This window comes from Marinovum sp. E3 (assembly GCF_055755275.1).
Map to the genome: position 1 here is coordinate 49,497 of NZ_JBVTQV010000005.1, position 17,925 is coordinate 67,421.

The window sequence follows — 17,925 nt, forward strand, 5'->3', positions numbered from 1 at the left end:
ACGATCAGATCCTCTCTCTCAGATCGGCGAGGATCTCTTCGGCGGGCGTGCCGTAGGGCCAGGAGTCCGCGAAGCCTGCTTGCGTGTCGAAAAGGAAAAGATGCGACGTGTGACCCATCGTGTATCCGCCCGGCGCAGTCGCCTGCTCGATCCGTTCATAGAATATCGGAAAAGTTTCGGATGTCGCGGCGATCTGCTCCGGTGTACCGGTAAGCCCGATGATCCCTGCGTCGAACATGGGCACGTACTCCGCTAAAGCCGTCGGCGTATCTCGCTCGGGATCGATCGTTATGAAAATCGGCTGAACCACTGCCGCCTCATCGCCCAGGCCCTCCATCACGGCCGCGACTTCGGACAGTGTTGTCGGACAGACGTCAGGGCAATTGGTGAAGCCAAAGAAGACCAGCATCCAGCGCCCTGCGAAATCTTCGTCCGTTTGGACAATGCCGCGATGATCGGTCAGTTCGAAATCAGCAAGAAACGGTGGTTCATTCTCGGCTCGGGCAAGGTCGGCACGGTAGTCGGACCATAGCAACAGCCAGATGAAAACGAACGCCGCCGCGCCCGCCAACACCCACAATACCTTCTGAAGACCTGAAAGCCTCACGCCGCTCCGCCCGAACTTGATTCTATATTTTGTGTGCGTTTACATCCTCTAGCTACTGTAGGTTCAAGCGTGATTGTCACCGATCGGCCAACAATCACCTATCTGTGAAACTCAGGTGAAGCTTGTGATGCGCACCGCATAAAGCTACACCCACTGTAGGTAATGTGGGGAGCGGAAATGCTGACGATTGGGACTCTGGCGAAGAAGACCGGAACAAAAGTGCAGACCATCCGGTATTACGAGCAGATCGGACTTATGCCTGAGCCCGGCAGGACCGAGGGGGGCCAACGACGCTATGGCGACGCCGAACTCGACCGCTTGTCATTCGTCCGGCACGCTCGGCAACTGGGCTTCTCGTTGGACGCGATCCGTGAGCTCCTCGATCTCAGCGATCATCCGGGAAAGTCCTGTGCAGAGGCGGATGCAATCGCCCGTCGGCAACTCAAACAGGTCGAGCAACGATTGGCGCGGCTCGAGGCGCTGCGGACGGAATTGAAGCGGATGGTGCATGAGTGCAGCGGCGGACAGACTTCTGATTGCCGTGTGCTCGAGGTACTGCGCGACCATTCCGAATGCCTGACCGACCATGAAGAGATCGGCGCCTGAGCAATTTCGACGACCTTTGATCGGAACGCAAAAAGCCCGGTGTTAGTTACTCATTGGCAATTCACTAATTTGGATACCCGGCATGGCGGAGCAGAGAAACGCAACGGAAAGACGCACACTCTGGATCGTGCTGGGTCTTAACATCGGGCTGGCAATCGCTTTCTTCGCCTCGGGCGCATTCGGCGATTCAAGCGCGCTTATCGCCAATGGCCTCGACAATCTGTCGGACAGTTTCGTCTACGCGATCAGCCTCTTCGCGCTGTCCCGCTCCGCCAGGTGGAAGCGCGGAGCGGCGAACGTTTCGGGCGGCCTGCTGATCCTCTTCGCCCTTGGAATCCTGTATGACGCCTGGCGCCGCTACGTCGGCGGATCGGATCCTCTTGGCACGATCATGATTGTCATGGCGCTGGTAGCGGCGGCCATCAACGCACTTTGCGTCTGGCTGTTGGCACGGCTTCGCGATCCGGACGTGAACATCCGAGCGGCGAATACGTTCAGCTGGAACGACTTCGCGGCCAATCTCGGAATCGTCGTCGCAGGCGGGCTCGTAGCCTGGCTCGGAACGAATTGGCCGGACCTTGTCGTGGGCGTGATTGTCGCCGGCATCGCGGCCTGGGGTGGCGTCGGAATCCTGAGAGACGCGCATGGTGAACACCACAAGGCGGTGCACAATGACGATCAGGTAACCAAGGACTCGGCCTGAAATCGGGGCTTGAAGCTACAGTGACTGTAGCAACTACATATTCTCGTGAACGATTCGAGGAGATATCCCGTGAACCCCGCCGACCCTCATTTGGCCAAAACCCGGCTGCTGGATTTTGACGCGACCTCAATTGCAAAACTGATCGAGGAGCGCGGCTGGGCAGACCTTCCCAGCGACGACCGAATTGGGGCCATCTACGATTTCGTCAGGAACGAGATTACCTTCGGCTACAACCGCGCCGACGACATTCCGGCGTCCGAGGTCCTCGCAGATGGCCACGGGCAGTGCAACACCAAGGGCACGCTCCTCATGGCCCTGCTGCGTGGCGTGGGAGTTCGCTGCCGACTGCACGGGTTCACAATCCACAAGGCGCTTCAGAGAGGCGTCGTTCCGGAACTCGTCTATCCCCTCGCGCCGTCCGAAATCCTCCACTCCTGGGTAGAGGTGGACTTGGGCGACGGATGGGTCAATCTTGAAGGCTTCATCCTGGACGCGCCTTTCCTGCAGACGCTGCAGCAGAAATTCCGCGAGACGGATAGTCTGTGCGGCTACGGGGTTGGAACGGAGTGTCTGAGCGCCCCGCCTGTCACTTGGTCCGGCAATGATACCTACATCCAGAAAACCGGTATTGTTCGCGATCTTGGAACCTTCAACGCACCCGACGATTTTTACTCAAAGCACCGCCAGAACTTCGGATTTGTGCGCGACTTGCTCTATCGCCACGTCATCCGTCACTGGATGAATGCCAGGGTTCGCCGCATCCGCCGCGGAATCTTGCCGCCGGTCCCCGGATTCGATCGGCCGAACCACCGCCATGAGGAGACGAACCGTGCCGCATGATCACGGCCACGCCCACATCGATCCTCAATCCGGTGATCGTCGCGTCTCCATCGCCATCTGGGCCAACGGCCTCCTGACGGTCGCGCAGATCGTCGGCGGGATCCTTTCCGGCAGCCTCGCGCTGATCGCGGATGCCCTCCACAATTTCTCGGACATGGCGTCGCTGGTGATCGCCTTCTTCGCGCGTAAGATCGCTCGCCGCCCGGCGGACAAGCGCATGACCTTCGGCTATGGGCGGGTAGAAATCGTCGCAGCGCTCATCAACTACACGACACTTATCCTGATCGGCTTCTACCTGATCTACGAGGGTGGCATGCGCATGATCGACCCACCAGAGGTACAGGGCTGGACGGTGGTGATCCTGGGCGGTGTGGCACTGGTCGTCGACACGTTGACGGCGCTGCTCACCTATTCGATGCAGAAAGGCAGCGTGAACATCCGTGCGCTCTTCCTGCACAACCTATCGGACGCTTTGGCCTCCGTGGCGGTCATCATCGGCGGCTCGCTCATCCTCCTCTACAACATGCGGTGGGTCGACCCGGCGATCACCATCGGCATCGCTCTCTACATCCTCTACCTCGCATTTACCGAGATCGGCGGTCCGATTCGGACGCTGATGCTCGGCAGTCCACCGGACATCGATAATGAAACCGTCGTTCAGGCGATGCGGGGTGTGGATGGTGTCGCGGACGTTCATCACGTGCATCTGTGGCAGATGCAGGAGCACGAGGCGGCTCTGGACTGCCACGTCGTGCTGACAGCGGACGGCTGGGGTCAAATCGAAAAGATCAAGGCCGCGATCAAGGACCGGCTGAAGGACGATTTCAGCATCGGTCATTCGAGTCTGGAATTTGAGCACGAAGACCGCGCACACGAAAACGCTGACCTTTACGGTCACGGCAAACCGGAAAAAGAGGAGGAAAACCATGTTCACCGAGACACTGACAGCTCATGACGACACGATTGGCCTCGCCTGCGAGGGCAAGCTCAGCGAAAGCGACCTGAAACGGATGCACGCCCTGCTTCATGAGCGCCTGCAAGAGACAAGTAAGCCCGGCCTGGTTCTCGATCTCACGAGGTTCGAAGGCTACGATGGGCCGTCCGCTCTGCTCGAAGATCTGAAAATCGACACAGCCCATAGGAATGACTTCCGCCGCGTCGCTGTGGTGGGCGAAGGGGCTTTGTTGGAGTGGGGAACCAGGTTCGCCGACGTGCTGACCACGGCAGAACTCCGTCAGTTCGACCCGGCGGAAATGAAGGCGGCAATCGCCTGGGCAAGTGAAAGGTAGAGTAGCTTTCAATCAGATGCCTTCGCAGAAGACAGCATCTGTTCGAAACCATAAACAAAAGAGCTACAGCAGTTGCGAGACCCAAGAGCAATCCGAAAGTTCTGAACATGGTCGCTCCTTTCGCAAAGGAGTAACTTTGGTACGGTGGCACTGCCCTTGCCGGGGCATTATCAAATCGTAATGTTTTAGCGGCTCAGGGCGCCAGTTGGTTAACATAAACTTCATTATGCGACTTTACTCTTGGCCGACTGCTATCTCATGGAAGCACTCAGCAAGGAAGGTTCCTAGAAGCGACATAATGGCTGGTGCGAAGCCCGGGTCTCCCGGGCGGTTGCTCCCTGACTGGGGAGACAACAATATGCTCGTCATCAGCCGCAGCGTTCTCAAGCTGCGTGATTTCAAGATCATCGTCGGCCTTGCCGATATGAGCTGCACGACCGCCAACATCCCGCTGGTCGAGGGTGCCAGAAAGCGGCACGCAGCATCCATTGCGGCGTCTACCCCGAAATCCGTTTGAGTTCGGCAGCGCGGGGATCATAGCGATAGCTCGTTATTGTGCCATCCCTGATCTTTTCAACAGCGTCGTTGATGACGAAGAGGGGTACGAGGAACCATTCTCGTGGGACCACAGGCCTTCCAAAGCGATCCATGATTTCGATCTCGAGCCGTGCGGGTTCGAAAATGCGATGGATCAGGTTCTCCAGTTTTGTTCGGTTGATGTTGTAGAGTTCATAAGTTGCAACCACCTCGACGTTCGCCATCAAAAACGTCGGCTGCAAGTGCGCGCCAGCAATCCGCTTATCAACGCTCATATTGGTGACGCCGATCTTATGCACGAGTTCCCGGTTTGCCGTGACGAGTGGATGATCGGATTTGCTGCGAAGAACATAAATGATCCCGCTCGCCTCATCACCGTCGAGTGTCTGATCGGAAAAAAGTGGCCCTGCCGAAGGATCGGTGATCCGCCGTCCGGCGTCGTCCTTGTTCAACGCGCGCTGAAGCGAGCGCATCAGCATGTTGCTCTCGGTCCCGTTGTCGAAAATCACCCGCAGACGCGCATCCGTGCGACCTTGCTCGTTGGTGATGGTCTCGCCCTTGTCGGCGACATGGGCCTTTTGACCGCTGACGATGAAGAAGCGTCCCTTCTCGATCTCGGCTTTCATCTCGAACGGGCGAGTTTCGCGCAAGCCGCTATCCAGTTCTTTCTGGACCTGCTCGAACAAGGGTTTGAACGTCGCGAAATCCTTGCATTTCTCGCGGTTTGCGACTTCATCGGCGGCCTTTTTCTCGGCTGTTGACCGGACATGCTTCAATTCCGTGAGAGGTGATTTAGCAACTTCCACGCCCAGTTCGGCGAGGAGGGCATCGTCATCGAGGTCATCGGAGTCTGATGCTGAGGGCGCAGGAGTGTTTGCTAGGAGACCCTGCTCGTCGAGTGGGGCAAGGAGGTCGCGGCATTCCTGCAAGTCGCGGATCCGATCAAGACGCACGGCGTAGAGGCGTTCAAAGATATCACGATCCTCCCCGTGCTGGGGAGGCCGGCCATGCTCATCTGCAAATCGCAAGATTTCCTCAAAACCTGCGATGATGCGTTCTTCGCGTGGTGTGCGGCTGAGCTGCTTCTTGACCTCGACCTCGACGCCAAGCTCAGCAAGGAGGGCGTCGTCTTCGTCGGTGAAACCCTTAGCCATTGGTAGCCTCCTGCTTCATGCGCGCGAGATAGGCGACGCCTTCGGCCATTTTCTTCTCCCACGGATCAGGCGATGTGATGGAAGGCAGACGGCCCCGCTCCTGCTTGAACTTGACGGCGCGTTTCGCCAGATCTCGCGCCTCGTCCGGTGACAGTTGCACCTTTTTCGCCGAGATGACGGCCTGAACCTGCCGAAGGCTTTCCTCGCTCATCGTCTTTGCCAGAATCGAGTAGGCTTCGCCGAACGGATTGATGCGATCAATCAGATCGATGTCGAGTTCGCGCACGTCCATTGCGAATTTGCGCACCCCGTCGATCAAGGCGGTATTGCCGGTTGTTTCTGTGTCATCGCGGTTCGACAGCGCGATCTCTTTCGCCTTCTGGGTCAGGTTCAGCGCAGCAACTGCGTGTTGGCGCACCGCTTCCTGATCCTCTGCATCTAGCTCTGGGAACCTGGCACCGACAATCTTGCCCATGCGGACCTGCGTCAGTTCCTCCGGCACCAGCTCCTCATCGAAGAGCCCGCGCTCGATCGTGGTCTTGTCCTGAACGAAAGCTGTGATGACTTCGTTGAGGTCCTCCTGGCAGATGCGTTTGGCTTCCTTGCTCTTGGGTTCGACCAGACCTTTGATTTCGATCTGGAACTGCCCGCTGGCCTCGCTGAAGCCAACGTTCTCTTTGTTGGGGTCATAGCCGCCCTCGCCGTAATCGAACCCTTCGACAGGGCCACTTTTCACGGTCTTGGGCGTGAAGTTGAAACGTGGGGCCAGCACCTGCTCCATCAGCAGGCTTGCAGCGATCGCCTTCAGTGTATCGTTGACTGCCTCGGTCACGGCTTCGGCCGCGGCGTCGGGCTCCGCGATAAGGTTGGTGAACCGCGCTCGGGTCTTGCCCTCGGCATCGCGGGTGGCGCGGCCGATGATCTGCACGATCTCCGTCAGGCTGGCGCGATAACCCACCGTCAGGGCGTGTTCGCACCAGATCCAATCGAACCCTTCTTTCGCCATACCCAGGGCGATGATGATGTCGACATGATCGCGGTTGTTCTTCTGCGTGGAGTCTTTCAGCGCGGCGGAAACCTTGTCACGCTTGGATGGCTCGTCGTCCACCAGATCGGCGATGCGTAAGACTCGCTCGTCGGGCGTCTTGACCAGCTGAAAGCCTGTGATGGGATCCGCTCCCTGCCAATCGCCCAGGGCGTCAATGATATGCTCGACCTCGCGATGCTTGTCCTTGGTGCTTTCGCGCGAGTTCACGTTCGGGATGTGAAGGATTGTCTTCTCGGTCGGATCCAAAACCTTGAGGATGTCGTCCGCATAGGACCCGGAATAGAAGAAATACCCGATGTCGAGCGTCTTGAGGTATTTGTAACCATTCAACTGCTGATAGTAGGTATAGGTGAAGGTATCGAACTTTGCCTCATCTTCGGGCGACAGAACGGCTTCGGCATCGCCGCGGAAATAGGACCCGGTCATCGCAACCAGATGCACCTTGTCGCGCGCGACCAGTGCGCCCAGATGCGTGCCCAGCTTGTTATCAGGGTTGGCAGAGACGTGGTGAAACTCGTCTACCGCGATGAGCCGATCATCAAACGCTTCAATCCCGAACTTGTCCACGGCGAACCGAAAGGTCGCGTGGGTGCAGACCAGAATCTTGTCGTCGCTCGCCAGAAACTTGCCGACAGCGCCGACCTTGCCGTCATCCCCGCCGGGAGCGTTGCATAGGTTCCATCGCGGTTGCACGGTCCAGTCTGCCCAGAAGCCGTACTTGCTCAGCGGCTCGTCGTTGAAGCTGGACCCGATGGATTTTTCTGGCACCACGACGATGGCCTGACGCAGGCCCTGATTGTGCAGCTTGTCGAGCGCGATGAACATTAGCGCGCGCGATTTGCCCGAGGCCGGGGGCGACTTGATCAGCAGGTATTGCTCGCCCCGCTTCTCATAGGCACCCTCTTGCATTTCGCGCATGCCAAGCTCGTTCGATTTGGTCGAGCTTCCATTGGCCGCGTAATTGACAGAGACGGAAGGAACCTGCTGTGTCATGATGTTTTCCTTCTGAGGGGCGCGGAATCATTCGCTTTGGGGCAGGCAATCAAAACCCGATCAAGTAGCGATACCGCACCCTGCCTATCGTAACAGTATGATTTATATGTGTTTTCCAATTTACGCCCTCTAGCCCACATACGCACAATCAAAACCCGATCAAATGTTGTCCCTGTCACGCCCATGAGGGGACATATCCGGCACGAGGGCGTTCAGCATCCGCAGGACGGATCAGATCAGCATCCAGCGTTGCGCGAATAACCCGCGATGCCTGCGCAGCGTTCTGGTCGTCGATGCCAAGCCGCTCCCGAAGTGTCGCGTTCGTCATCTTTTGACCGCCTACGTATTTGAGCGCGGCATGTTGGTAACACGCTCGCACGGCTTCTTCCGGTGTCATGTCCGCAAATCGGCGTGGTGCAAACAGAACCACGCGCACGGCGTCTCCCTCCATGCGGAAATCCGGTGGGGGCAACTGGTGCAGCTCAACCGCCGAGATCACCTTGTCGATGCCGGTGCCTTGTTCTTCGCAAAGTTTCATCCGCCGCATCAACGACGCAAGGGCTTCATTTCGGGAACGCGGCGGCGAGTCCAAAAACCGGTCGGGGCTAACCAAGGGGGCGCCCGGGTTCGTGATCTCCATTCGATCACTGAACAACTCGATGAGTGGTCCTGCGCCGGTGATTGTCATGTCTTGGTGGATCAATGCGTTGGCGATCAATTCGCGGATCGCTATCGACGGGTAAAGCGGTCGCTCCTCGCGGAACGCTTTACCAATCAGTTCGTTGCGGGGCAGAAGACCGTCGATATAGTCCACCAAACCCTGAAAACCCGCTGCATAGCCGCGCTGGCCATCCTGGCGGTGACTCACGTCATCTGCACGTCCGGTGCCAGCATAGGCCACGAAACGAACCCCTTTGCGCTCTACAGAGGGGCCGAAATCGGAAAGTTTCTTGGCATACAGGATTGCGCCCAGATTGGTAATGTTCCAGCGGTCGCTTACATCTTTCTGGATCAGACGATCTGCCAATAGCTTGTCGAAGATCCCCTGCCTGTTATCCGGCAAGGGCTGGCCCGTAAGATCGAAGTAGTTGGCGTAATTCAGCCGCGCAAGAACGTCGTCGCCGGACAGGAACTGCGCCGCGACGCCTGTCTCCCAAGCGTAGGGCTGCAACTTGCTCCAGAGGGCACGCAGGCGTTCCGGATGGTCGGACAGGCGCGGCGTGGCACTGCCGATGCGCAAATAGGCGGTCCGGTCAAACTCTACCGGAGCGGTTGCGGCGGCGGGGATAGTCAGCAGGATCAGGCGCTGCCCGTCATGTTCGACCTCTTCGAACCGGAACTCGATGCCCGGCTGGAGGTGGTTGGCCACCCACAGTTCGAGCGGCTGCCCCTTCTCCTTTTTCACGGTCGGCTCGAAACTCGTGCCGACAACCGCATGATCACCGTCTCGCACCCCCCAAACCACATAGGCAAAGTGCTGATCGGCCAGACGTGCGGCATTGGACAAGGCCGAGATCAGCTTGCCGATCAACGGCCCGTCGGCATTGTTTTCCTTGAACTCGATCCATGTGGTTTCCGCTGGTTTGGCACGCAGATCGTCCACCAACCTGCGGGTGCGTTCCGCGCTCATGACAGGGTCAAGGGTCATAGTGTGTCCACTTTCTGACCCACCACGCCTGGGCAGCGTTTGTCGTAGGGGCATTCCTGTATTGCCCGCCGACGCTGATCGTTCGGCTTGGCCGGGCTACCGTTGGTGGCATAAATAATCGAAATGGAGGGAAAACCTTTGATCATTGACCTTTCACTCGCTTATCAAAACGTCTTAAAAATATGCGGGCTGTGATCAGGATTATTTGAAACCGAAAAGCACAATCTTCTTCATCTGATAGACCCGGATGGCTGCCGTGCGGATGCAATCTTGCCCACAACCCCAATACGTACGCGGGTTTGCCTCTGTCGTTCTCCCACTCATTGTATTCGTGAAGTAGGAACTGTCCCGATTTTTTATCTGCAAGGTATTGCCTCTTCGCGTCATCACTAACCTTAGGCTCAGGATGCATTGATTTCGGCCGCACCGCGTGATTCACGGCTCTTAAAACGGAGCTGTGACATGAGCGATCTTTTCTGGCTGACCGACGCGCAGATGGCGCGTCTGAAGCCCTTCTTTCCGAAATCGCACGGAAAGCCGCGCGTTGACGACAAGCGTGTGTTGAGCGGCATAATCTTTATCAATCGTAATGGCTTGCGCTGGCGTGACGCTCCTGCCGCCTACGGCCCGCACAAGACGCTCTACAGCCGATGGAAGCGTTGGAGCGAGAAAGGCATCTTCGCGCGGATGATGGCGGGTCTGGCCGCCCTGCACGGCGAGAAGAATACAGTGATGATCGATGCGACCTACCTGAAGGCACATCGCACGGCGTCCAGCCTGGGCGTGAAAAAAGGGGGCGTGGTCGCCTGATCGGTCGCACCAAGGGCGGCATGAACACCAAACTGCACGCCATCTGCGACAGTCAGGGGCGCCCGCTCGACCTGTTCGTCACCGCCGGTCAGGTCAGCGATTACATCGGCGCGCGGGCATTGCTCAGCGGCCTTCCAAAAGTCAATTGGCTGCTCGGGGATCGCGGCTACGATGCCGACTGGTTCCGGGAAGCGTTGAAAGACAAAGGGATACGCGCCTGCATCCCAGGTCGAAAGCAACGCAAGACCCCGGTCAAATACGACAAGCGCCGATACAAGCGGCGCAACCGCATCGAGATCATGTTCGGAAGGCTCAAGGACTGGAGGCGCGTCGCGACCCGCTATGACCGCTGTCCAAAGGTATTCCTCTCTGCCATAGCCCTCGCAGCTATTGTCATCTATTGGTTATGAATCCTGACCCTAACGGCCTGATACAGCGCCACCAATTCAGCCATACCCATGTCTAGGATTGGTTCATACATGAAAGAATTGAGGTGAATGTTCGCTGGCGTGATTAGATTGACGCGGCGTAGAAGTCCAATTTTCTCGGCTTCGTTGTTGAACAAGTCTTTGAATTTTTGTAGTATCTTTCCCATCGTTTTGTTCGAAACATCATAATCTGCTTCCGCAGAACGGATCTTTGCGACCATGTAGCGTTCGGCTCGCATCCTGATAGCAATTGAGAGAGCAATTTTATGCTCTAAATTTATGCCATCGGCAACGTTCTCACACTCATCGGCAGTCGCGAATAAATGCTCCACAACTTTTTTCGTCAAATCAACATCTGGAAATGTACAACCCGTCAAATGACGTTCGAATACTATCTTGTAGTCCTGAATAGTAAGGGCTTCAGTTTCATCCTTAAAGTGGAGCATCCTAGTAAGCTGTAGGTAATCAGCGTTTGCGTTCCCATCTGAATCTTTAGGGCCGATCGTGTATTCAATTAAATTACGCAGGAACGGGATATACGCGATTAGAACGGACGGTTCCGCCAACCTTCCCTGCCACTTACGAAACGGACTCTGGATGTCTGTCTGCTCGAAAGGCTCAAGTTTAATTCCATCCTCAGATCGAAAGGCCAGCCGACACTGATGTGCTGGACAGATATCTCTACTTGAAACTGTTCGAAGGAAATCGAAGTTATGAGTCAGAACGATGGCTAGGGATGCAGGCGCGTATCCCTTTGTCTTTCAACGCTTCCCGGAACCAGTCGGCATCGTAGCCGCGATCCCCGAGCAGCCAATTGACTTTTGGAAGGCCGCTGAGCAATGCCCGCGCGCCGATGTAATCGCTGACCTGACCGGCGGTGACGAACAGGTCGAGCGGGCGCCCCTGACTGTCGCAGATGGCGTGCAGTTTGGTGTTCATGCCGCCCTTGGTGCGACCGATCAGGCGACCACGCCCCCTTTTTTCACGCCCAGGCTGGACGCCGTGCGATGTGCCTTCAGGTAGGTCGCATCGATCATCACTGTATTCTTCTCGCCGTGCAGGGCGGCCAGACCCGCCATCATCCGCGCGAAGATGCCTTTCTCGCTCCAACGCTTCCATCGGCTGTAGAGCGTCTTGTGCGGGCCGTAGGCGGCAGGAGCGTCACGCCAGCGCAAGCCATTACGATTGATAAAGATTATGCCGCTCAACACACGCTTGTCGTCAACGCGCGGCTTTCCGTGCGATTTCGGAAAGAAGGGCTTCAGACGCGCCATCTGCGCGTCGGTCAGCCAGAAAAGATCGCTCATGTCACAGCTCCGTTTTAAGAGCCGTGAATCACGCGGTGCGGCCGAAATCAATGCATCCTGAGCCTAGGAAATTAGTATCTTCGACCTTGGTCACATCTTCCAAGAAATCAATGATCGCAAACTTATTCTTGTAGTCAAAAGAGTCCGAAATATCATCAAAAACAAAGAGGGTCTTAGCTCGGTTCTTCCACCGCACAAACACCTCATACATGATGTCCAAGATGTACAGTGCTCGGCTTTCGCCGGTGCTCAGAGCACAAAGTAAATCCTGCTTTTCAGATGACGCGTATCGCCTCTCCTCGCCCGCATCTCTGACAACGAAGGCTATGGATGGAGCACTGCCTTTGAGAATCGCATCTGATTTGTTCTCAACAGCAAGTTCAAATGGCAAATAAAGAAAGCGGCGATTGAAGTCGGCAACCACGGCATCCCAATCGCCTCTGCTTTCATCTGCCTCTGTGACGGTTGCGTCCAGGTCCCGTTGACCGGTTCGATACTCAGAAACAAGCGTATTGTACTCATCAAATGCAACCCGAAGATACTGCATCCACAGGTCACGTTTAAGGCCTTCCGGATCGCTTAGCATCGGCAGAAGGTGTTTGTTTTCTGTGATATAGTCCCGGAAAGCCTGTAGTTCTTTATTTTTGAGCTTCGAGTTGAATGTGTCAAACTTCTTCGCGACTGTCTCATCGTTCAGAACGCGAAGCTTCTCCTCCTCAATGCGTTCGCGGAGAGATTGGTCCGAGGAAACCTCTTCCATCTGATCAGTGTTTTCATCTACCAAGCTGATGCGATGCCCAGCACCGAAGAAATTATTCGCCTCCAGCTGCTGCTGAACCTGAGCAACATTGTGATACTGAAAGTTCCTTCGTAGGATTGGAGACTGCTCGGTGATCTCATCATACTTTTGCGCAAAGTCTTCGACTGCAGCCGCTACGTCTTCACTGGAAAGGAATTGCTGAACTTTGGGATCATAAATGATTTTGTAGTCGACTTTGGAAAGGTCTGACTGGCTGACTCCCCCGAGTTCATCCTCTATTGCAGCAAGTGCCTCATAGTAGCTACTGCCAAACACATCCTCGATAATCGAGTCTAAATTCTCCCGTGACCTTTCACCAAACCCTGCAGCGTTTCTGAGAGCTCTGTCCAAAGATTTTTTTGCTTCGCCAATAGACTGATGGATTTTTTCGTACTTCGATCTAAGCTCAGCGTTTGCGAGAAGAGTGGATACCTGGCTTGAGGAGAATTTGTCATCGTACGACTTAACGACGAAAATTTCCTCTTTCTTAAGCCCCTCCCCATTCAGGGTGATCTCGCAAGTAGGTTCGCGATTCGGGAAGTGCAGGTCCTTAGGCGTGTTGCCTTCCGAAAGATCCATCATTGTCTTCGCAAACGATGTTTTCATAACACCGTTCGGAGCGTAGATGGCGTAGCCTTTATGCTTGAACTCCAGCTCCGCCTCTAGTTTTCCAATACCATAACAATATCTTAGATCTATATTCAGCTTATCGGCCACGATATCCTCCAAGTGATCTCTGCCCCCAAAGGCCATTGTATTTGACCCTAGCGGTTTGTTGCACATGCTGTGCTACCAGAAGTGTCCCCATACAAACCGAGATAGCAACGACATCCTCGCCTTTGTAGTTGAAAATGCCAAAGGTCTTCTTCGCGCTGATCTCCCGTTGGGAAGCCATCACACCAACCCCCTTTCCTCTACACTACTCCCAGACATCCCTTTCCTGACATAGAAGCCATTGGGGATCGCCTCTTGGACGAGCGGGACATGCGAAATCAGACCCACGGCGCGGTTCTGCCGGACGATGGAATTGAGGACCTGTAGGACCTGTTCGAGGGTGCCCGACCCATTTTCGGTGTCGAGGCTTCCAAACCCTTCATCGATGAAAATCGTGTCGAGCCGGACCTTGCCGCTCGCCGCTTCGACCACGTCGGCAAGACCCAGTGCGAGAGCGAGTGCCGCAATGAACGTCTCGCCGCCTGAGAGTGTGCTTGTGGCGCGTGATTTCCCGGTGTGCGCATCAAACACCTGTGTTCCAAGGCCTCGTTTTCCTCGCCCTCCGTTCTCCATCTCGCGCTCAAGACTATACTGATAGTTTGTCATCGGGCCGAAGCGTAAGTTTGCCGCTTCCAGAATCTGGTCGAACATCGCGCCTATCGCGAATGTTTCCAAGGTCAGTCTTTGCGAGTTCTGCCCGTTCACCAGCGCAGCTAGTCCGCGCAGCGGGCCTGATGCCGCTTCGGCTTCGTCAAGCTTGCGCAGCGTCTCTTCCATCCCCTTCCTAAGCCGATCCAAATGATCGACACGGGTCTGGGCGGCGACGCGTTCTTCGGTCGCCCTGCCGAGTGCCTCAGCATGGGTCTGGTGCGTTTCCCGTAACGCTCCAATATCAGGCCGGGACATGCCTTCAATCGCAGAGGCAGCATCTGTGACTGCATCAGACGCACTCTTGTGCTCGCGCCGGTAGGTCTCGACCGTTTCTCTATCTTCATTGAGCGTTTCGATGGCTGGTTTGAGAGACTGAAACGCCTCTGATGTGAGGCCAGCGCCAGCCAGTCTGGTCCTGAAGACCTCCACCGCCTTCTGATGGCGCGCCTTGCTGTCCGAGAGCGTCTTGTCCGCGCTTTCGAGATCCTTGACCGCGCCGAGTGCCTTTTCGCGCGCAGTGCTCAGCGCCTTTTCCGCCGCAATCCGCGCCGCCTGCAGCGACTCCAGCGATCCGGCTACCTTCTGCAGTGTGGCCGCCAGCGCCGGCGCATCGCGCAGGTTCTCCGGGACCTCGGCGAGCCTGCCATCGCGCGCCGCCTTGGCCTCCGTTGCCTTGTTCCGCCGCTCATCGAAGCAGTCCCGCAACTCATCGCATTTCCGCTCCAGTTCCCCGATCTGCCGTCCCAGGTCCTCGATCCCGGCCTCCGCGACAACAATGTTGACCCGGGGGCCAAGCGCCGCGAGCGCGGCATCCTCACGGCCTATTTGCGCAGCGATGACGTCCGCACGCTCCTCTGGGGGCTCCAGGGCGGACAAGCGTTTCCGTCGCTCTTCGAGCGTCGCTTGCACCCCGACCAGTGCTTCGCCGGCTTGCCGGGCTTCGCGATCGGCGGCCAGCCATGCTTCTCGTGACTCTCGAAATGCCTTGTCCAGGCCGGCACTACTGATCGCGCCGGTCGCCAGCAAAGGATGTTCGGTTGCGCCGCAGACCGGACATGGCGACCCTGCTTCCAATCTTGTCGCAAGGTGGACCGCCTGTGCGGCCGCGAGATTCTTTTCGGCCGTTTCATGATTTTCTTGCGCATACTTGGCCCTTCCTGAGGCAGCTTCCGACATCCGAAGCTGTTCTTCGACAGCGCCCTTAGCCGTTGCAACATCCTGTAAAGCGCCCTCGTAGGTTTGGGCGGCCAAGTGCCTTTTGTCGAGCTCTGTGCGCCGGCCCGCGATCTCTGTGCGCTTCGTCTCCGTCTCCCGCGCCACTTTTAACGCTGCGCTTTTTGAGGTGCGCTTCTCCTGCATTTCGCTCAGTTGTGCCTTTGCCGCCTTAAATGCGTTATCGGCGTCCCGCTGCTCTTTCAGCGCGATTTCGACGGTCTGATTGCTATCGGCTGCTGCCTCGAGGATACGACCATACCTCTCCAGTTCAGCGCTCCTCTTGCGCAGGTTTTCGACCTCCTCAGCGCGTTCTTCCTCACTTCGAAGCGCCTCTGCCGCCTTCTCTGCTTGTTCCTTGGCACCCTCAGCTGTCTCATTTGCTTTTTCGCGCGCACTCTCGGCTTCACCAACCTCGCGTTCGGCATCCCTCACACGTTCCTCGACATCAATCAGACCGCGCGCGCGCTCGGCTTGTTGGGCCTGCTCCGAAAGCGCCTCGACATCACCCTTCCGCGCCTCAATTGCGCGAAGCCGTTGCCTCATCTTTTCAGCCGCCGCAAACTTTTCCTCGATGGCCTCTGCCTGGCGCAGCGCCTTCTCAGCAGCTTCAGCCGTCGCCTTCTTGGTTTCTTCATTTGCGCGAAACTCTGCACATTTCGCAGTTGCGGTTTCGATGCCCGCGATCAATGCATCGGTGCTCTCGAATCCTTCGGCCGCGAGCTGTCTCGCGCAGAGTTCGCGTTCCTGCCGCACCTGCCGTTCAGCTTCATCGGCTGCTGACTTGAGATCGGCCATGAGCTTCTCGTACAACGAGACATCGAAGAGTTCTCGCAGGATTTTAAGACGCTCTTTCGTTTTGGCCGAAAGGAACTTCTCGAAGCGCCCTTGCGGCAGCAGGACGATCTGGCGAAACTGCTCGGAGCCATATCCGAGCATCTCGACGACCGCCGCATCGACGTCGCGCACCTTCTTCTCGGCCACGATCTTGCCCCGCGCCGCGTCTGTGATTTCGTCCAACGACATTCCGGTCGCATCGAACAGATAGGCTTCATGTGCGCTCCGAGTCTCGCCTTCACCGCGTGCCTTGGGTCGCATCTGGTCGGGTCGGCGAAGCACAACATATCGCCGTTCACCAATGTCGAACACGAACTCCGCCTCAGTCATTACATCCGGATCGGCGTGATCCGAGCGCAGGGAAGGAGCGTCTTGCTCCGCCTTCGCCGCTTCTCCAAAGAGCGCAAAGGTCATCGCGCTGAATATGGTCGATTTGCCCGACCCTGTTTGTCCGTAAATGCCGAAAAGACCCGCTTCGACGGCATCCCGAAAGTCGATGACCACCCGGCCCGGATAGGGACCGAACGCCTGAAGTGTTAGCCGAACTGGTCTCATTGCATATCCTCCGTCTCACGCAAGCGACCGAGTGCCGACGCTACAACGGCCAGTTCGCTCTCTGAGAACCCTTCGTCCCGCACGTGTTCGAGGAAGTCGCCAATGACTTCGACAGGGTTCGCGACCGCTAGGGCACGTCCAGCTAGGGACTTTACTTCTGGTGCCTGCTCATCCCGCTCGTAGACAAGTTCACAGGCGTTCGGGAACACGTCGCGGATGCGCTTCATTCCATCGATTACAGGCGCATCATCGGTAAGCACGACCTTGATGAAATCGTCAGATCGGTCTGCGAGGAGAAGCTCTGCGTGACGTCCCTTCAAGACGCGCACCCGGCGAATGGGTTCGAAAGGAATGTTCTCAATCGTGGCTTGCCCGACCGCATCGATCTCGACGAGGCTCATCGACTTCTGGCAGTCAGATTCATCAAATCCGAATGCCAACGGCGATCCCGCATACCGGATATGGGAGGCACCGACCGATTGCGGCCGGTGCAGATGCCCAAGCGCCACATAGTGAGCACCTTCAAACACGGCTGAACTGACAGTCTCGATGCCTCCGACCCGAGTAAGAGGCCGCTCACTTTCGCTGCTCGATGCCCCGGCTACAAAAGCATGCGAAACGACGACCCAACGCGTACCATCGGGAATGTTACGCCGGCCGCAAGCCACCTGAGCCGCGAGAACGTCCTCGGGAGTGTGGAGAGCTTCATCGGCGAAACATTCGCGGGCGGCATACTCGTAGGCGAAGGGCAACCCCGTGAACGCCACAGGTCCGTAGGCGTCGGTGAGGAACAGCGGCTTCTCGTCCGCACTGATCGCCCCGCGTATCAAAGCGCGTCGTGTGTCTGTCATGATCGCCATGGATCCGATTCGATCACCAGAGTCATGATTACCGGCGATCATCACCACAGCCGCCTCCGTCTCCGAGGCAACGCGCGCCAGGAAGCCATTGAACTGCCGCACAGCAGACGCCGGCGGGGCAGCCCGGTCAAATATATCTCCTGCAATCACAAGAACATCGGCACCGCGAGAGCTGATCACTAAAACGATCTGGTCGAGAATTGCTCCGTGGTCGGCATCGAGAGGAATCCCGTTGAACTGACGCCCGAGATGAAGGTCGGCGGTGTGGAGAATCCTCATGACAGTAGTCCATATAATTTTTATTCGTATAATTTCTATATGGACAAA

General features: G+C 56.9%; 15 protein-coding genes and 1 pseudogene. 7 read left to right on the forward strand and 9 right to left on the reverse strand.

Translation table 11 applies throughout. From position 1 onward, the window contains the following. Positions 1–4: 4 nt before the first annotated feature. On the reverse strand, positions 5–571 hold the full coding sequence (locus tag AC0J5K_RS21110) for an SCO family protein (protein ID WP_040643209.1): 567 nt from the start codon (positions 569–571) through the stop codon (positions 5–7). 213 nt (positions 572–784) lie between these two features. On the opposite strand from AC0J5K_RS21110, the gene AC0J5K_RS21115 reads away from it, so the two are divergent. From AC0J5K_RS21115 to AC0J5K_RS21140, 6 genes are all read left to right on the forward strand, one after another. Continuing rightward, positions 785–1,213: a MerR family transcriptional regulator gene (locus AC0J5K_RS21115; RefSeq protein ID WP_007803476.1), complete on the forward strand. Its 429-nt coding sequence runs from the start codon at positions 785–787 to the stop codon at positions 1,211–1,213. An 82-nt stretch (positions 1,214–1,295) separates the two neighbouring features. Continuing rightward, a complete protein-coding gene (locus tag AC0J5K_RS21120; protein ID WP_152453295.1) occupies positions 1,296–1,916 on the forward strand; it encodes a cation efflux transmembrane domain-containing protein in 621 nt (206 codons plus the stop codon). A 69-nt stretch (positions 1,917–1,985) separates the two neighbouring features. Continuing rightward, on the forward strand, positions 1,986–2,756 hold the full coding sequence (locus tag AC0J5K_RS21125) for a transglutaminase-like domain-containing protein (protein WP_005645237.1): 771 nt from the start codon (positions 1,986–1,988) through the stop codon (positions 2,754–2,756). Beyond that, positions 2,746–3,711, forward strand: coding sequence for a cation diffusion facilitator family transporter (locus tag AC0J5K_RS21130; RefSeq protein WP_007803480.1), 966 nt, complete (start codon positions 2,746–2,748; stop codon positions 3,709–3,711). Before AC0J5K_RS21125 ends, AC0J5K_RS21130 begins: the two co-directional genes overlap by 11 nt. Further along, positions 3,683–4,045: a SpoIIAA family protein gene (locus AC0J5K_RS21135; protein WP_050532584.1), complete on the forward strand. Its 363-nt coding sequence runs from the start codon at positions 3,683–3,685 to the stop codon at positions 4,043–4,045. Before AC0J5K_RS21130 ends, AC0J5K_RS21135 begins: the two co-directional genes overlap by 29 nt. 358 nt (positions 4,046–4,403) lie before the next feature. Then, positions 4,404–4,562, forward strand: a complete 159-nt coding sequence (locus AC0J5K_RS21140; protein WP_235604638.1) for a hypothetical protein — start codon at positions 4,404–4,406, stop codon at positions 4,560–4,562. Here the strand turns inward: AC0J5K_RS21140 and AC0J5K_RS21145 are convergent. The 3 genes from AC0J5K_RS21145 to AC0J5K_RS21155 form a co-directional block, all read right to left on the reverse strand. Further along, positions 4,543–5,736, reverse strand: a complete 1,194-nt coding sequence (locus AC0J5K_RS21145; RefSeq protein ID WP_274563477.1) for a GIY-YIG nuclease family protein — start codon at positions 5,734–5,736, stop codon at positions 4,543–4,545. The two genes, AC0J5K_RS21140 and AC0J5K_RS21145, sit on opposite strands and share 20 nt — an antisense overlap. Beyond that, positions 5,729–7,777, reverse strand: a complete 2,049-nt coding sequence (locus AC0J5K_RS21150; protein ID WP_274563475.1) for a pseudomurein-binding repeat-containing protein — start codon at positions 7,775–7,777, stop codon at positions 5,729–5,731. Before AC0J5K_RS21150 ends, AC0J5K_RS21145 begins: the two co-directional genes overlap by 8 nt. Before the next feature lie 175 nt (positions 7,778–7,952). Then, positions 7,953–9,425 (reverse strand): ATP-binding protein, encoded by a 1,473-nt coding sequence (locus AC0J5K_RS21155; RefSeq protein WP_274563474.1) that lies wholly within the window; start codon positions 9,423–9,425, stop codon positions 7,953–7,955. Positions 9,426–9,887: 462 nt separating this feature from the next. Here AC0J5K_RS21155 and AC0J5K_RS21160 point away from each other — a divergent pair. After that, a protein-coding gene (locus tag AC0J5K_RS21160; RefSeq protein ID WP_420398465.1) for an IS5 family transposase occupies positions 9,888–10,645 on the forward strand; the annotation gives its coding sequence in 2 pieces (ribosomal slippage) (positions 9,888–10,224 and positions 10,224–10,645; 759 coding nt in all). Here AC0J5K_RS21160 and AC0J5K_RS21165 read toward each other — a convergent pair. The 5 genes and pseudogenes from AC0J5K_RS21165 to AC0J5K_RS21185 all read right to left on the reverse strand — a co-directional run bounded on the left by AC0J5K_RS21165 (position 10,633) and on the right by AC0J5K_RS21185 (position 17,877). Continuing rightward, complete coding sequence (locus tag AC0J5K_RS21165) at positions 10,633–11,229, reverse strand: hypothetical protein (protein ID WP_473009958.1); 597 nt, start codon at positions 11,227–11,229, stop codon at positions 10,633–10,635. The two genes, AC0J5K_RS21160 and AC0J5K_RS21165, sit on opposite strands and share 13 nt — an antisense overlap. Before the next feature lie 154 nt (positions 11,230–11,383). Continuing rightward, a pseudogene (locus AC0J5K_RS21170) lies at positions 11,384–11,970 on the reverse strand (IS5 family transposase); the annotation flags it as partial. 28 nt (positions 11,971–11,998) lie between these two features. Further along, positions 11,999–13,486: a hypothetical protein gene (locus AC0J5K_RS21175; protein WP_473009959.1), complete on the reverse strand. Its 1,488-nt coding sequence runs from the start codon at positions 13,484–13,486 to the stop codon at positions 11,999–12,001. 177 nt (positions 13,487–13,663) lie between these two features. Continuing rightward, positions 13,664–16,738, reverse strand: a complete 3,075-nt coding sequence (locus AC0J5K_RS21180; RefSeq protein ID WP_274563544.1) for an AAA family ATPase — start codon at positions 16,736–16,738, stop codon at positions 13,664–13,666. Beyond that, a complete protein-coding gene (locus tag AC0J5K_RS21185) occupies positions 16,735–17,877 on the reverse strand; it encodes an exonuclease SbcCD subunit D (RefSeq protein WP_274563546.1) in 1,143 nt (380 codons plus the stop codon). Before AC0J5K_RS21185 ends, AC0J5K_RS21180 begins: the two co-directional genes overlap by 4 nt. Positions 17,878–17,925: the final 48 nt, after the last annotated feature.

Bases quoted from the DNA above. Each gene is read 5' to 3' on its own strand.
- AC0J5K_RS21140 (WP_235604638.1), top strand. From the start codon at position 4,404: ATGCTCGTCATCAGCCGCAGCGTTCTCAAGCTGCGTGATTTCAAGATC.
- AC0J5K_RS21115 (WP_007803476.1), top strand. From the start codon at position 785: ATGCTGACGATTGGGACTCTGGCGAAGAAGACCGGAACAAAAGTGCAG.
- AC0J5K_RS21145 (WP_274563477.1), bottom strand. From the start codon at position 5,736: ATGGCTAAGGGTTTCACCGACGAAGACGACGCCCTCCTTGCTGAGCTT.
- AC0J5K_RS21120 (WP_152453295.1), top strand. From the start codon at position 1,296: ATGGCGGAGCAGAGAAACGCAACGGAAAGACGCACACTCTGGATCGTG.
- AC0J5K_RS21135 (WP_050532584.1), top strand. From the start codon at position 3,683: ATGTTCACCGAGACACTGACAGCTCATGACGACACGATTGGCCTCGCC.
- AC0J5K_RS21185 (WP_274563546.1), bottom strand. From the start codon at position 17,877: ATGAGGATTCTCCACACCGCCGACCTTCATCTCGGGCGTCAGTTCAAC.
- AC0J5K_RS21150 (WP_274563475.1), bottom strand. From the start codon at position 7,777: ATGACACAGCAGGTTCCTTCCGTCTCTGTCAATTACGCGGCCAATGGA.
- AC0J5K_RS21155 (WP_274563474.1), bottom strand. From the start codon at position 9,425: ATGACCCTTGACCCTGTCATGAGCGCGGAACGCACCCGCAGGTTGGTG.
- AC0J5K_RS21180 (WP_274563544.1), bottom strand. From the start codon at position 16,738: ATGAGACCAGTTCGGCTAACACTTCAGGCGTTCGGTCCCTATCCGGGC.